The 14514-nt window shown below is 62.0% G+C and carries 15 protein-coding genes; 10 read left to right on the forward strand and 5 right to left on the reverse strand.

The genetic code is table 11. The annotated features are described in order from the left end of the window. Positions 1 to 4 precede the first annotated feature (4 nt). On the reverse strand, positions 5 to 931 hold the full coding sequence (locus K3752_RS08645; RefSeq protein WP_260066195.1) for a methylenetetrahydrofolate reductase: 927 nt from the start codon (positions 929 to 931) through the stop codon (positions 5 to 7). 26 nt (positions 932 to 957) lie between these two features. Next, complete coding sequence (locus tag K3752_RS08650) at positions 958 to 1254, reverse strand: virulence factor (protein WP_170359170.1); 297 nt, start codon at positions 1252 to 1254, stop codon at positions 958 to 960. A 237-nt stretch (positions 1255 to 1491) separates the two neighbouring features. Between K3752_RS08650 and K3752_RS08655 the strand changes: the two genes are divergently transcribed. Genes K3752_RS08655 through K3752_RS08665 form a run of 3 tightly spaced genes read left to right on the forward strand, consistent with a single transcriptional unit; the run spans position 1492 to position 3725 of the window. Next, a complete protein-coding gene (locus K3752_RS08655; RefSeq protein ID WP_170600494.1) occupies positions 1492 to 2604 on the forward strand; it encodes a Ppx/GppA phosphatase family protein in 1113 nt (370 codons plus the stop codon). 16 nt (positions 2605 to 2620) lie between these two features. Beyond that, positions 2621 to 2956 carry a hypothetical protein gene (locus K3752_RS08660; RefSeq protein ID WP_260066197.1) on the forward strand — a complete coding sequence of 112 codons (336 nt, stop codon included), beginning with the start codon at positions 2621 to 2623 and terminating at the stop codon, positions 2954 to 2956. A gap of 52 nt (positions 2957 to 3008) precedes the next feature. Then, positions 3009 to 3725 (forward strand): RlmE family RNA methyltransferase, encoded by a 717-nt coding sequence (locus K3752_RS08665; protein ID WP_170339056.1) that lies wholly within the window; start codon positions 3009 to 3011, stop codon positions 3723 to 3725. Here K3752_RS08665 and K3752_RS08670 read toward each other — a convergent pair whose 3' ends face one another. From K3752_RS08670 to K3752_RS08680, 3 genes are all read right to left on the reverse strand, one after another. Further along, positions 3726 to 3932 carry a hypothetical protein gene (locus K3752_RS08670; RefSeq protein WP_170538530.1) on the reverse strand — a complete coding sequence of 69 codons (207 nt, stop codon included), beginning with the start codon at positions 3930 to 3932 and terminating at the stop codon, positions 3726 to 3728. It abuts the gene before it with no gap. Between the two features lie 97 nt (positions 3933 to 4029). Next, the gene (locus K3752_RS08675; protein WP_260066200.1) at positions 4030 to 5952 is read right to left on the reverse strand and encodes a cytochrome c3 family protein; all 1923 of its coding nucleotides are present in this window, start codon (positions 5950 to 5952) and stop codon (positions 4030 to 4032) included. Then, positions 5949 to 6815 (reverse strand): YihY/virulence factor BrkB family protein, encoded by an 867-nt coding sequence (locus K3752_RS08680; RefSeq protein ID WP_260066202.1) that lies wholly within the window; start codon positions 6813 to 6815, stop codon positions 5949 to 5951. The genes K3752_RS08675 and K3752_RS08680 overlap by 4 nt, the downstream gene beginning before the upstream one ends. Before the next feature lie 171 nt (positions 6816 to 6986). On the opposite strand from K3752_RS08680, the gene K3752_RS08685 reads away from it, so the two are divergent. The 7 genes from K3752_RS08685 to K3752_RS08715 all read left to right on the forward strand — a co-directional run bounded on the left by K3752_RS08685 (position 6987) and on the right by K3752_RS08715 (position 14325). Next, a complete protein-coding gene (locus K3752_RS08685; RefSeq protein ID WP_260066204.1) occupies positions 6987 to 8063 on the forward strand; it encodes an AI-2E family transporter in 1077 nt (358 codons plus the stop codon). A 141-nt stretch (positions 8064 to 8204) separates the two neighbouring features. After that, positions 8205 to 9182 (forward strand): MoxR family ATPase, encoded by a 978-nt coding sequence (locus K3752_RS08690; protein ID WP_260066205.1) that lies wholly within the window; start codon positions 8205 to 8207, stop codon positions 9180 to 9182. Between the two features lie 20 nt (positions 9183 to 9202). After that, positions 9203 to 10150, forward strand: coding sequence for a DUF58 domain-containing protein (locus K3752_RS08695; protein ID WP_260066206.1), 948 nt, complete (start codon positions 9203 to 9205; stop codon positions 10148 to 10150). Continuing rightward, the gene (locus K3752_RS08700; protein ID WP_260066207.1) at positions 10147 to 10620 is read left to right on the forward strand and encodes a DUF4381 domain-containing protein; all 474 of its coding nucleotides are present in this window, start codon (positions 10147 to 10149) and stop codon (positions 10618 to 10620) included. Before K3752_RS08695 ends, K3752_RS08700 begins: the two co-directional genes overlap by 4 nt. Next, the gene (locus K3752_RS08705; protein WP_260066208.1) at positions 10620 to 11603 is read left to right on the forward strand and encodes a VWA domain-containing protein; all 984 of its coding nucleotides are present in this window, start codon (positions 10620 to 10622) and stop codon (positions 11601 to 11603) included. Before K3752_RS08700 ends, K3752_RS08705 begins: the two co-directional genes overlap by 1 nt. Beyond that, complete coding sequence (locus K3752_RS08710; protein ID WP_260066210.1) at positions 11600 to 13102, forward strand: VWA domain-containing protein; 1503 nt, start codon at positions 11600 to 11602, stop codon at positions 13100 to 13102. The genes K3752_RS08705 and K3752_RS08710 overlap by 4 nt, the downstream gene beginning before the upstream one ends. Then, entirely contained in the window at positions 13099 to 14325 is a 1227-nt protein-coding gene (locus K3752_RS08715; protein ID WP_260066211.1) for a hypothetical protein, read from the forward strand. The genes K3752_RS08710 and K3752_RS08715 overlap by 4 nt, the downstream gene beginning before the upstream one ends. The last annotated feature ends 189 nt before the right edge of the window (positions 14326 to 14514 follow it).

Raw genomic sequence — 14514 nt, forward strand, 5'->3', positions numbered from 1 at the left:
GTCCTTAAGCGTTTACAGGCTTCGCCGAAGCGCCGCCGTTTTCGATGGCCCAGTTGGCATTGGTCTTGATGCCGCCAAGCGGGAAGAAGTGTACGTTGGTGATGTTGAAGTCGGGGTTGGCCGCCTTGTGCTGGGCCAATTCGGTAATCACGTCGGTCGGCTCGTAGGGCAGCAGCAGCTTGGACACGTCCATGGCGCGCTTCTGCAGCACCTTCAGTGACGGACCCACACCGCAGGCGATCGCGAATTTGATCAGGGTCTGCAGCTTGGCCGGACCGGCGATGCCGATATGGATCGGCAGGTCGATCCCGGCCGCCTTCAGGCCGTCGGCCCATGCGATGATCGGCTTGGCGTCAAAGGCAAACTGGGTGGCCAGCGCCATTTCGGCGTCGGTGGTTTCGCTGAATTTCTGCTTCCAGCGCAACGCCTCGTCCACGTTTTTGGTCGAACCGTCCGGGTCGATGTCCTTGTTGCCCTCGGGGTGGCCTGCGACGTGCAGGCGCTTGAAGCCCGCCTTGTCGAACAGCCCCGTTTCCAGCAACTGCATCGAGCTGTCGAAGTCGCCATGCGGCTTGTCCACGCCGCCTGCCAGCAGCAACGCCTGCTCGACGCCGGCCTCGCCCTGATACATGGCGATCCAGTTCTCCAACGTCGCCGCGTCCTTGATGATGCGGGCCGGGAAATGCGGCATGACAGGATAGCCCTCGGCCGCAATCCGCTTGGCGGTCTTGACCATGTCCTCGATGGGTGTGCCCTCGATATGGGCGATGTACACGCGCGTGCCTTCGGGCAGCAGGTCGCGGAAATCCTCGACCTTCTCGGCTGTGCGCGGCATGACTTCGATCGAATAACCCTGCAAAAAGGCTTCGACGGTCGGGTTCACCGGGGCCTTATCGGCCGCATCACGTTTCTTGAAGTTCAGCAAAGCCATTGCGGCCTCCCATAAAGATCTGGGGCTCATGCCCAACCGTCATTTGCGATCAGGGCCTTGATGCGGTCCTGATCGTATTCCGTTTCCAGGCGTAGCGCTTCAGCCTCGGCGATCTCGGTCGGGTCACCCTCAACCTCGAACGGCTCGGCTTTGCGCCACTCGGCCAGATAGGCATCACTGTCCTTGGCGTTCACCTTCATGGCGGCGCGGTCGATGGCTTGCTCGAACCGCATATCCAACTGTCGCTTTGCGCCACGGCGGCCCTTGCCCACGATGACCTGAGCGGGGATGTCGCGCCAGTAAACGATGGTGACGTCAGGCATTGATCTTGATTCCTCCTAACCAGATGGTCCGGTTCTAAACGGCTATGTGGGGCCGGGTCGGTCGGATTTCGACACCCGGGGCTTTTACAGCGACGTTTTGCAGTTCGGGATACAGGCCCTGCACCGGTTTCTCCAGTGTCGGGGTCCATCAAAATCCTCATGACTTTAATGAGCGTCTTGCACGACGCGCGCCCGCGACCTAAGGTCGGGGTAACTCGAAAATCGGAGGGCGTGACGATGGCGCCCAAGCGTCCCAAAGGTGCGGGCGCGTTCCCGAAGGTGGTCGAAAGCCCCGCGCCGGCAAGACCCGATCCAGATGCCCTGTATGCCGCGCTGGATTTGGGGACTAACAGTTGTCGCATGCTGATCGCCCAGCCCAAGGGCAGCGGCTTTCATGTGGTCGACAGCTTCTCGAAGTCCGTGCAGCTTGGTGCCGGGCTTGAAAGGACCGGACGGCTGTCGCGGTCCTCGATGGCGCGCACCATCCAAGCCCTTCGGATTTGCCAGCAAAAGCTGAAACGGAACAAGGTCAAGCGTATGCGGCTTGTGGCGACCGAAGCCTGCCGCCGCGCCCGAAACTCCCGCGAATTCATACGTCAGGTGAAGCGTGAGACCGGCCTGACCCTTGAAATCATCCAACCCGAGGAAGAAGCCCGTCTGGCGGTCATTTCCTGTGCTCCGCTGGTCAGCACCAAGACCGAGCAGTTGCTGGTCGTCGATATCGGCGGCGGCTCGACCGAGCTGGTCTGGATCGACCTGTCCTCGGTGCCGCGACGCGACCGTTCAACGGCGATCATGCGGCTGCACAACGGGTTTCACACGGTCGACAGTCCCTTTCCGGCGGCCAAGGTGGTGGATTGGATCAGCGTTCCACTAGGCGTCGCCACACTGCGCGATCAGTTCCACGATGTCGAAGACGATGCTGCCCGCTTTGCCCTGATGAGTTGGTTTTTTGAAGAAAACCTCGCCGATTTTGCGCCCTATAAGGACGAACAGGCCCGCGAGGGGTTTCAGATCGTTGGCACAAGCGGCACCGTCACAACGGTCGCTGCCTCCCATCTGGGCCTGAAACGCTATGACCGGACCAAGGTGGACGGCCTGCGCATGACCAGCGATCAGATCGACAAGGTCATTCGCGGCTATCTGGAGCTTGGCCCTCAAGGCCGCCGTCGCGATCCGCGCATCGGCGAGGACAGGCAGGCCCTTATTATGTCCGGATCTGCCATCTTGCAGGCGCTGTTGCGCTGCTGGCCGACCGACCGCCTCTCGGTGGCGGACCGCGGGCTGCGCGAGGGTTTGCTTTATGCACAGATGAGCGCCGATGGCGTCCTGGAAGACGGGCCGTTTTGAGAAAGCTCTGCGCTGCATGCCGCTTGCGACCATAGCGATCGCCTACCGGGTTTCGACGGCCGCAACCACAATCTGTGCGCTTGAGGCTGCCGGGTTCAAGGTATTCAGCCCGGGTTTTCATATCGCCAACACCGTTCCGCATTATGCTTTGGCGATTGGCGGCATTGGGATCGCCGTGCCAGCGGTCGACTCGGCAGAGGCACTAGAACTGCTGCACAGTTTTTCGGCGTCACCGCCGACATCCGGCACCCTCGGCGGGAAGGTCTTGAACGGTCTGGGATGGGTGGCATTTGGTGTTTCTACGCCCTGGCCCGATCTGCTATTGAGGGAGCGGTCGATATCATCGGCTTGATGCCACATGAACAAGCGGGTAAAGGCCTCGCAGTCTTCAGGAGACCTTTTCAATGGCCAAGAAACCCAGCGGCAAAAACACTTCGGGACGCGGGCAGCGTGACCTGAAGGTCAAGGTCAAGACCGCGCGCGGACGCAAGCTCAGTTCGACCCGCTGGCTCGAGCGGCAGCTGAATGATCCGTATGTCAAGCGTGCGCAGGCCGAGGGGTATCGGGGTCGCGCGGCCTACAAGATTCTGGAGTTGGACGACAAGTTCCGCTTTCTGGTTCCGGGCGCACGCGTGGTCGACCTTGGCTGCGCGCCCGGTGGCTGGTGCCAGGTCGCGGTCAAACGCGTGAATGCGCTGGGCGAGAAATCGGGCAAACGGATCGGGACGGTTCTGGGCGTCGACCTGCAAGAGGTCGAGCCCGTGGCGGGTGCCGAAACCCACGTTCTGGACTTCATGGAAGACGATGCCGACGAGAAGGTAAAACAGTGGCTTGGCGGCAAGGCCGACGTTGTCATGTCGGACATGGCCGCCGCGTCCTCCGGGCACAAGCAGACCGACCACCTGCGGATCATGGCGCTGTGCGAAACCGCCGCCTACTTCGCCTTTGACGTGCTGGAGGTCGGAGGAACCTTTGTCGCAAAAGTTCTGGCAGGTGGCGCCGAAGGCGATCTGCAGAAACTGCTGAAGCAGAAGTTCGAGAAAGTGGCAAATGTCAAACCGCCAGCTTCACGGTCGGACAGTTCGGAAAAATTCGTGGTGGCAACCGGTTTTCGGGGCTGATCAGTCGTCGTCCAGGGCTATTTTGTCGGCCACAATCCGCTGCGGCCGCAACGACGCCGCCGCCATTCCCTGCAGCAGCAACGCCTCGCCATGGTTGAGATACGTGGCCGGCTTGTTGCGCAACTCGTCGATCCGCTGATCCAGCGAGACCCGGTGCGTGGCCACAGGTTGGTCGAGCTTTGTCGACGGGCGTTTCAAATACAACATGGATTACCACATCCTGAACTGGTCAATGCCTTGACCATGGATGTTGGCCGGTAAATGGGACTGCAAAATGGCGCAACTGCGTCGCTTCGATGCCGGTTTACCGGCCCAGTTGCCGCGCAAGATCCTGAAGCGCTGGGCTGTCGGGCAGAGTCCGAAGACCCTCGTCCAATACCTGACGGGCTGCATCCGTGCCGCGGTTGACTTGGGCCAGCTGGATCAACATCGGCCAAGCATCCTCGCGCTGGGGATCCATGGATACCACCTGACGAAAGGCCTGTTCGGCGGCGACAGGGTTTCTCAGCGTCAGCGCCATCCCCCCAAGGACCAGATGGGTTTCCGGGAAATCCAGACGGTTGGACAAAGAGCGCTGCCAATCCGCCATGTTCTCACGCGCGTTGTTGCGCTGCAGGGGCGTCAAAGCCGCGGCGGGAATGGGCAGGAACTCCTTGGCAGCTGCAAGGCGTACACTTCGCACTGGGTCGGACAACAGAGGCGACAAACGGGCCACCCTGTCGTCCAGCCCCGCCGCCCGCTGCAACACCGCCGCGTTGGCGCGAACCAATGGGTCTTCGTCCGTCAGCATCGCTGCTGTTTGCTCGGCCATTTCGGGCGTCGCGAAGGGTTGCAGCAGATAGGCGGCCGTCGCCCGCACGATGCCGGGCTGCGCGCCGTCCTGAGCAACAGCCAGCAACGCGGCCGGGTCCTCGACCTCTCCGGCAAATGCGGGGGCGAAAGCAGTCCCGAAATGGGGCGTACGATGATCCGAGTCCGGGAACCAGTCATTGATGGCGGCGGCGGCCCAGGGCTGATCCTGATCCGTGTGGCAATCAGTGCAGGCATCCTCTCCCAAGCCCAGATCGGGGCGCGGAACACGGAAACTGTGATCGCGCCGGCCATCGACGCCCATATAGAGGCGTTCGATCATGTGGCAGCTTTTGCACTGCGCCCCCTTGCCTCCCTCCGGGTGGTGGTGGTGTGAGGGATCGTCGTATTGCGCCTTTCGCAGTGATGGAAAATCGGGATTGCCGGCCGGGGAATGGCACTGAGTACAGACCGCATTGCCCTCGGCCTTCAAGGTTGCACTGTGCGCCTCATGGCAATTCAGGCAGCCGACGCCTTGCGCATACATTTTGGACTGCAGAAAAGATCCATACACATAGACCTCGTCCAGTATCTGGCCGTCGGGCTGGTACAGACCCGGACGCAGAAGCGCCAGATTGTAGGCATCGTGGAATGGCGTGCCAGGCAGCGGGTTTCCGTCCTCCAGCGCTTCACGGCGGGAATGACAGCCGGCGCATTGCTGAATCTCAACCTCGGTGTCGCCCGTACCCCAGATGACAGGAAAGCCAAACTCGTTCAGCCCGGCAGGCGCGGGCTGACCTTTTGTCCAATCCAGATGGGCCGAGCCGGGGCCATGGCAGGCCTCACAACCCACGCCGATCTCGACCTGCTCGGAAGCAAAGGACTGGGTCTGCGGCTGAAAGTTCTTTTCGAACCCTGTCGCGTGGCACTCCGCGCAGCGGCCGTTCCAATTCTTGTAGGCGCCGGTCCAGTGCAGCCCATCGTCTGGTGGCAAGTCCTGATCCGGATACAGGTGGTACCAGCGCCCGGCCTGCGTGTCCCAGACCACATCAAAGCTCTGCAATCGGCCGGGTTCAGTTTCAAACAGGTATTGCTGCAACGGCTCGATCCCCGCTATGGAATGAACCCTGTATTGCTTGCTTTGGCCGTCCTTCTCGGTCACGTCGGCAAGATAGTCCGACCCCTCCCGTCGAAACGTGACGGTCATGCCGTCATGAGAAAAGGTCGTATCACCGAAATCGGCCACAACGGTGTCAGGCGTGGGCTGTGTCCAAGCCAAGGCGTGGTGGGATCCCGCCCAGGCTTGCACCTGTTCGTCATGACAATCGCGACAAGTGTCCGAGCCGACATAGTCCTGCGCCCAAGCCCAACCGCCGTTTTGCAAAAGGGCGCATCCGGAAAACGCGATGATCCGGGCGATGCGGTGCCAATTTCTCATGAAGCTCCGACCTCGCCCCGGTTGTCGATATCCATCAGCGCGCCGTTAAACTCTGCGCCGAAAATTAGGATGGCGGCGCACAGATACATGAAAATCAACGCGGCCATGGCCCCCGCCAGGCCAGCATAGGTGGCGCTGTAGGTCGCGAATTGCGCGATATAGACCGAGAACCCCCACCCTCCGGCCGCCCACAACAGAAGGGTCAGTGCCACTCCGGGCAGGATTTGCATGATGCGGTGACGCTTGGTCGGCAGGATAAGATGGGCCAGCAGGACCGTTCCCGCCGGCACCGCCACCGTGAAGGTCCAGCGCAAACGGTCAACCGACAGCCACTCGCCCACGTCCACAGCCGTATTCTCGGACACCAGACGTGTGTAGACCGGCAGCACCAGCTCAACCGCCGCGATCAGCAGGATCGCGGCTCCGCCCAAAATGACCAACCCGAGGCACAGCAGGCGCGTCTTCCAGAATGGCCAACTGTCATTGTCATGATAGGCCTGATTTATGGCGGCACGTACGGCCGCCACTCCGTTCGAGGCAAAGTAGACGGCCAGCAGACCGCCCAGCGTGATCACACCCGAACCCGACCCGTCCAGAACCGCGCGCAGTTCGGCCACGATGGGTTGGGCCACGTCTTGTGGCCACGCACCGAATATCAACTCGATCAGTTCGTCCGTCACATATCCCTGCGACAACGACCCGGCCAAAGCGACGGTGAAAAGAACAAACGGAAACAGCGCCAGCATCAGCGACATCGCCACATGGCTGCTCATGACGAAACCGTTTTTGTCGCCAAAGCGTTGGACCGCCAGCCACAGCGCCCGGCCAAACCGGCCAAAAACGGGAATCGAAAGACGTGTCATTGGGAAACTCTAGCCTGCAATCCGCGTTGGAAGAACCGGCCAATGTGCCAATTGCACGAGATTCTACCGAATAACTGTCTGGCCCGATTGCATAAAGCCCGCTGCCTGTGCAGGATTGCCCCACAAAACTCCAATCGCTGCCGGCTTGCACCGGTATAGCCGAGGCCCCGCATGACGCCATCAGAGCCCCCCACCCGCACACCGCTGAGGTTGAGTGTCGTTCGCGACGTCACCATCGTGCTGACGCTTGTGGTTCTTGGGCTTTACGCAGGCGCCAGCTTTCTGGTTCCACTGACCATGGCCTTGCTGATCAACGTACTGATCATCGCACTCAGTGATCGGGTGATCGCACTGACCCGCGCTCCGGTCTGGCTTGCCAACCTGGCCGCCGTCACAGTGGTTCTGGCAGGCCTGTTCATGATCACCTACATCCTCGGCAGTCAAGCCACGCAGTTCACGCGAACAGCGGGTACCTATGAAAGCCAGTTCGACGGCGTGATCAACCGCGTCACCGGTCTGGTCGGGAATGATGTCACCGCTTTTGTCAGGGACAACCTGATCAGCATCGACATGACCTCGGTCGCGCGGATTTTGCTGGGCAGCGCCACCTCGATGCTAAACCAGTTCTTCCTGATCAGCCTCTATGTGGCCTTCCTGATGGCCGAGCGGCTGGCCTTCCGCAAAAAGCTGCGGATTGCAGCGGGCAACCCCGTCACCGGAGCCGAGCTTTCTTCGGTTCTGGATGCGATTACCTTCAGCTTGCAGCGCTACGTCGGGGTCAAAACCTTCATCAGCCTCGTTACCGCTGGAATCAGCTATTCGGTTTTTCGCGTGTTGGGTCTGGAATACGCGGAAACCTGGGCCGTTCTGACGTTTGCCCTGAACTTCATCCCATCAATCGGGTCGATCATCGCGGTGATCTTTCCCGCGATGATCGCCCTTGTTCAGTTCGAGACGATCGGCCCGTTCCTGATCATCGTCTTCGGGTGCGGCACGATCCAGTTCCTGATCGGCAACTTCCTTGACCCGGCCCTGCTGGGCCGTTCGCTGAACATGTCGACATTTCTGGTCATCCTCGCACTGACCTTCTGGACCACGGTCTGGGGCCTGATCGGCGCGTTTCTCAGCGTTCCGTTGACCGTGTGCATTCTGATCATCTTCAGCCACATTCCGGCCCTGCGCCCGATCGCCGTCCTGATGTCGCTGGATGGACGTTTGGCCGACGACGTCAAGTCGGCACGGCCCTGATCAGGGTTGAACACCCTGAAATCGGGGGTGGATCGGTCCCGGGTGCGCTGCTAACTTTCAAATATTGCAATGGATTGACCGAAAAGATCCAGCGGGTCCGGCGCAAACGCATTATTGACCGTTTCTGATGATTGGACTGCCATGACACCGCTTGACCAAATCAACGATCTCAAAGCCCGGATGGCCCAATCGATCATCGGACAGACTCAGGTCATCGACCGCCTTCTGATCGGGCTGCTGGCCAACGGGAACCTGCTGATCGAAGGTTTGCCGGGCCTGGCCAAAACCCGTGCTGTCAAGGCGATGGCGCGCAATCTGGATGCAAAATTCAGCCGCATCCAGTTCACACCCGACCTACTGCCGTCCGACGTCACAGGGACCGAGGTCTATACCCAGACCGAAGCGGGCGGCACCTTTCGGTTCGAGCCCGGCCCGATCTTTGCAAACATCGTCCTGGCGGATGAGATCAACCGCGCGCCGGCCAAGGTTCAGGCCGCGCTGCTTGAGGCGATGGAGGAACGGCAAGTGACCGTGTCCGGCACCACCCATAAGATGGAGCCGCTGTTCATCGTGATGGCCACCCAGAACCCGATCGAGCAGGAAGGCACATATCCGCTGCCCGAGGCGCAGATGGACCGGTTCCTGATGCATGTGCAGATCACCTACCCCCCGGTCGAGGACGAGGTGCTGGTGATCCGTCTGGTCCGCGGCGAGGATACCGCCGCCAATTCCGGGACCACCGCCGAGAAACCCTCACCGATCCCGCAGGATGCCGTTTTTGCAGCCCGGCAGGAGATCGGGCAGATCCATGTCTCGGATGCTATGGATCGGTACATGGCCGATCTGGTTCAGGCCACCCGGACGCCGTCCGCGCTTAGCGATGAGCTCGCCGCGTGGATCGAGATCGGCGCCAGCCCACGGGCATCGCTGGCGCTGGACAAATGCGGCCGGGCACATGCCTGGATGAACGGGCGCGACTATGTGGACCCGGCCGACATCCGTGCCATTGCCCATGACGTGTTCCGCCACCGCATCACGCTGAGTTTCGAAGCGCAGGGGGACGCCAAGACCGCCGATGACGTGATCGACGAGATCCTGAAGCTCGTCGCCCTGCCCTGATCGCAACAAAGGAGAGCCGCGTGTCCCCGACCGCAGCGACATCCCGCGACCCACGCATCCATGTCGATGCCCGCCACCTGCTGAGCCTCGGCGGGCGCACCGGCGCGCTCAGCCTTCTGCCCAGACAGCCGGCCCGTTCGGTGCTGAACGGCCGCCATGCCTCGCGCCTGCGCGGGCGCGGCCTGAATTTCGAGGAACTGCGCACCTATCTGCCCGGCGACGACATCCGCACGATCGACTGGAAAGTGACGGCCCGAACCGGCGAGCCGCATGTGCGCGTCTATACCGAAGAGCGCGACCGCCCGGCGCTGCTGCTGGTGGATCAGCGGGTCTCGATGTTCTTCGGCACACAAGTCTACATGAAATCGGTGGTAGCGGCCGAGGCTGCGGCCATCGCCGCCCATCGGGTTCTGGCGCAGGGCGACCGCGTCGGCGGTATCGTGTTCGGCGATACCGACCTGGCCGAACATCGGCCACAGCGCCGCCCGGCGGCCTTGCGGCGGTTTCTGTCCTCGCTCGGCGCGCTCAATTGCAACCTGCATGCCGGGCTCCGCCCACAAGCCACGGTCTCGCTGAACCAGGTGCTGCAACAGGCTGCGCGCATCGCACATACCAATGCCTTGGTCTGCGTGTTCTCGGACTTTGACGGCCTGACCGACGGGTCCGAACGGCTGCTGCGCCGCTTGGCCCATTCCAATGACCTGATCCTGTTCGACATCTCCGACCCGATCTCGCGCCACATACCGCCCGAGCTGCGGCTGACGGTCTCGGACGGCGACCAGCAAATCGAACTGGACGCGTCAGACCGCCAAATGTCGGACCGCGTGACACAGGCGATGGAGCAACGGCTGGCGCAGCTGCAATCCTGGTCGCGCCGATACGGGTTTCCCGTCGTCCCGCTGACCACCGCCGAGCCCGCTTTGGCCCAGATCCTGAGACTGTTCGGCCACCAACGGGGGCGGTCATGACCCCGGACACCGAAGGCAAATCGCTGGTCGAGCTGCTGGACATGCTGAAACCCGCGCCCGAGCCGGCTCCGATTTCCATGGTACCGCAGACCTGGGGCTGGGTTGTTCTGGCGGTGGTGCTGTTGCTCGTGCTTGGTCTGGTCTTCGCGACCATCTGGCGGCATCGGCAGGCAAATGCCTATCGGCGCCTTGCACTGAAGGAATTGGACCGGTGTCAGAATGACCCGGCCAAAGCCGCCGAGATCGTGCGCCGCGCGGCGCTTGTCGCCTTTCCCCGATCTCAGGTCGCCGGTTTGACCGGTGACGACTGGACGAATTTTCTGGGCCAAACCGCTGACCTGTCAGGGTTTTCCGCCTCGGCCCTCGGCACTCTGGCGGCGGCCCCATACCGCAAGGGGGTCACCGACCCGGATGCAGTCGAACTGGCGCGGCACTGGATCAAGTCGCATCAGTCCAAGGGGGTGGCGTGATGTTCAGTTTCGCCGCGCCTTGGGTGTTTCTTCTGCTGCCACTGCCGGCACTGGTCCATTTCCTTGCTCCGCCACACCGGCAACGGGTCGATGCCATTCGCATCCCGTTCTTTCGCCACGTCGCACAGGCGGCAGGGGCCGAGCCGCAGTCCGGCTCGGTAACCCTGAGACGGACGCGGCTGCAAACCGGTCTGGCGATCCTGATCTGGATGCTGCTGGTTCTGGCCATGGCCCGGCCCGAACGGTTGGGCGACCCGATCATCATCGAAAAATCCGCCCGCGACGTGGTGCTGGCCGTGGACATCTCGGGTTCGATGGACCAGCGCGATTTCAAGGCCGCAGATGGCACGCCCAAGCAGCGGCTGGAGGCCGTCAAGGACGTTCTGCGCGCCTTCATCGCCGCGCGCGACGGCGACCGAATGGCGTTGATCATCTTCGGCACCCGCGCTTTCGTTCAGGCCCCGTTCACCGAGGATTTGCAAAGCCTCAACGGCTTTCTGGACCAGACCGCCGTCGGTATGGCCGGTCCGAACACGGCGCTGGGCGATGCCATCGGGCTGGGCATCCGCACCTTCGAGTCGAGCGAGGTGGACCAACGCCTGATGATCGTGCTGTCGGACGGTGCCGACACCTCAAGCCGCATGACGCCGGTCAATGCCGCGTCGATTGCGGCGGACAAGGGGGTCGTGATCTACACGATTGGCGTCGGCGACCCGAATGCCACGGGCGAAGACCGGGTCGATCTGGACGCGCTCAAGGACATCGCCAGCAAAACCCAAGGCCAGTATTTCTTTGCCGATGATGAGGCCGCCCTGACCGAGGTCTACCAACAGATCGACGCTCAGAACCCCCGCGTGGTGGAAACCCAAAGCTACCGCCCGAGGGTCAGCCTTGCGCATTATCCGCTGGCGGCGGCACTGCTCCTCATCCTCGCCAGCACCCTGGGCTTTCGCCTTTCACAGGGTCGGAGGCGCGCGGCATGATCGACGCTCTGGCCCAGTTCCATTTCCTGCGCCCCTACTGGTTGCTGCTGTTGCTGCCTATTGCCGCTGTCTGGTGGCTGACCCGGCCGCGCAGATCGGGCAGCTCGGACCTGCCTGCGGGCATCGCGCCCCACCTCGCGCAGGCACTGCGTCTGGGGGCCGAAGACCAACGGCGGGTCGGTCCGCTGGACCTCGCCGCGCTCGCCGCCGGTCTTCTGACCCTTGCCGTGGCAGGGCCGACATGGTCACGGGCGCCGAACCCTCTGATCGCGGACACCGCGCCGCTGGTGATCGCGCTCAAGGTCACCGACAGCATGGAGGAGGCAGACCTGGCGCCGTCACGGCTGGACCGTGCCAAGTTGAAGATCACCGATCTGATCAACACCCGCGCAGGTGCGCCCACCGCCCTGATCGCCTATGCCGGATCCGCACACCGGGTCGCGCCGCTGACCGAAGACGCCAACATCCTGCGTCCCTTGCTTGAAGGGTTGACCCCGGCGGTCATGCCGGTTGCGGGCGATGCCGCCGGTGACGCGCTGACGCTCGCGCAGGACATTCTGGGCGATCAGGTGGGCACAGGCGCGGTTCTCTTCGTGCTGGACGATATCGATCCGCAACAGGTTTCCGCATTGGGACAGTCTGATACACCGTTGTTTTTTCTGACCATGCTTCCGAATGGCCGCCAGATCCCGCAACTGGACGGCCTGCGCAGCGCCACGATCTTTCCCTTCTCGGGCGGCGACCGTGACATCACCCGGCTGAACCGCGGGATCACCCGCAGTTTTTCCGCAGCCCTGGGCGAGGATGACCGCGTCGACTGGCAGGACCGCGCCTGGATTCTGGCCCGGCCCGTCGCCTTGATCGCGCTGCTGTGGTTCCGACGCGGCTGGGTCATCCGCTGGGGGTTCGTGGCATTGCTGTTTCTGCCACCGACCGGCGCGCGTGCAGACGGTTGGCGGGACTGGTTCCTGACCCCGGACCAGCAGGGCCAGATCGCCATGAACCGCAAGGACTACGCCGTCGCCAGCACGCTGTTTCAAGATCCGTATCACAGTGGTTATGCCCAGTTGAAAGCCGGGCAATATGCCGAAGCCTCCGAGACCTTTGCCCAGCTTTCCACGCCCGAAGCGGCGTTTGCCGAAGGCATGGCCCGCATCCGAAATCGAGAGTATCATCCGGCCATCGCAGCCTTTGAAACCGCGCTGGAGCGCCGCCCGGATTGGCCGGAGGCCGCGTACAACCTGACCGTCGCCCAGGCCATTCTGGCCGAGGTCGAATCCACCCGCGAGCAATCCGATACCGGCGAGGAAGCGGGCATCGGCGCTGATGATGTGGTGTTCGACAACGAAGCCGGCCTGGGCGCGGACACCACGCAACAGGCCGAGACCGGGGACGCCGCGCGCCTGTCGGCCGACCAGTGGATCAGTGCCATCGACACAGACATGCAGGATTTCCTGCGCAGCCGGTTTGTTCTTGAAAATCAGGAGCGTTCCCAATGAGGTATATCGCGCTCTTGATGCTGCTTCTGTGCCCCGCTGAGGCTCTGGCGCAAGCAACAGACATCCAGCCCCGCGTCACGATCGAAGTGCCGCCGGATCCGACAATCGTCGGCCAGCCCGCCATCGTTCGCCTGAAGGTGCTGGTACCGACCTACATGCCAAATCCGCCGGTCTTTCCATCGCTTGAACAGGAAAACCTTCTGGTACGCCTGCCCGATCGCGCTTCGGGGCCGGTCAGCGAGAGCGTCGAAGGCCAAACATGGTCCGGGGTTCAGCGCAGCTATCGGCTGTATCCGTTGGCCCCCGGTACGTATGAATTTGCGGCGGCCGAGGTGCAGGTGACATTTGCCGATCCCGAAACCAACGATCCCGTTCAGGTCTCGGTTCCCCTGCCTGCCGTTCGCCTGACAGTCGGGATTCCTGACGCAGCCCGAGGATTGGATCCCCTGATAATCGCTGACGGGTTCGAACTGTCGCAGGAGATTGAGGGCGATACCAGCCTTCAAACCGGAGACGCACTGACCCGCACCCTGACGGCAAAGATCACCGGAACGACCCCGATCATGATCCCGCCTTTGTTGCCCCAGATTGAGGACCCGTTGTTGCGGGCCTATCCCAATGAGCCCCGATTGACGGAAACCGAAGACCGGGGCGTTCTGTCCGGCCAACGAACCGACCGCGTGACCTATGTGGCTCAGGACGGCGGACAGACCCAATTGCCGGCTGTCGAGATCGATTGGTTCAACCTCAAGACCAACAAGGTTGAAACTGCGCGCGCCGATCCCGTCGACCTCGTTCTTGCGCCGCCGCCTTGGCAGCCTCCGGACCGGGAAACCGTTCTGCAGCTGGTCGGCTATTTCTTCATTGGGGTCGTGATATTATGGTTTGTTTTTCGCAAACTACATCCGGTTCTTTTGGCACGCTGGGCAACGGCCAGGCAACGCAGGCTGGCCTCGGCAGCGCATGCCTTTTCGGAACTCAAGCAGGCTGTGCGCCAACAAGACTTGGCCCGTGTTTATCAAAAGTTGGAAGTCTGGAAACGGCGACTGGCCGACCCGCCAGACACTGCTGAATTCGAGGCTTCTCTGGCCGAAATCGGCGCGTCCAGATATGGCGGCGGCGATCAACAAGCGGAAAACTGGAGCAAGGTCCGAGATTGCCTTGACCGTATCGCCCGCCCCCTAGGCCACTCTCAATCCGCTTTGCCTCAGCTCAATCCCTGACGCGGCTGCCAATTACTTACCTTACGTCAACCCAATCTGAGCCAAATCCCAGGGCGCTATCTTCAAACATAAGTATTTTTAGATTGGTCTTTGTGATAGTTATCAATTGCCTAGAGGGGCTTGTCTTGATTCCCCCTTTTTGCCGAACCGCCTGACCTGCGAAGGGCGTGTTGAATGATTGACGGATCG

The organism is Ruegeria sp. B32 (genome assembly GCF_025141855.1).
Classification (GTDB): domain Bacteria; phylum Pseudomonadota; class Alphaproteobacteria; order Rhodobacterales; family Rhodobacteraceae; genus Ruegeria; species Ruegeria arenilitoris.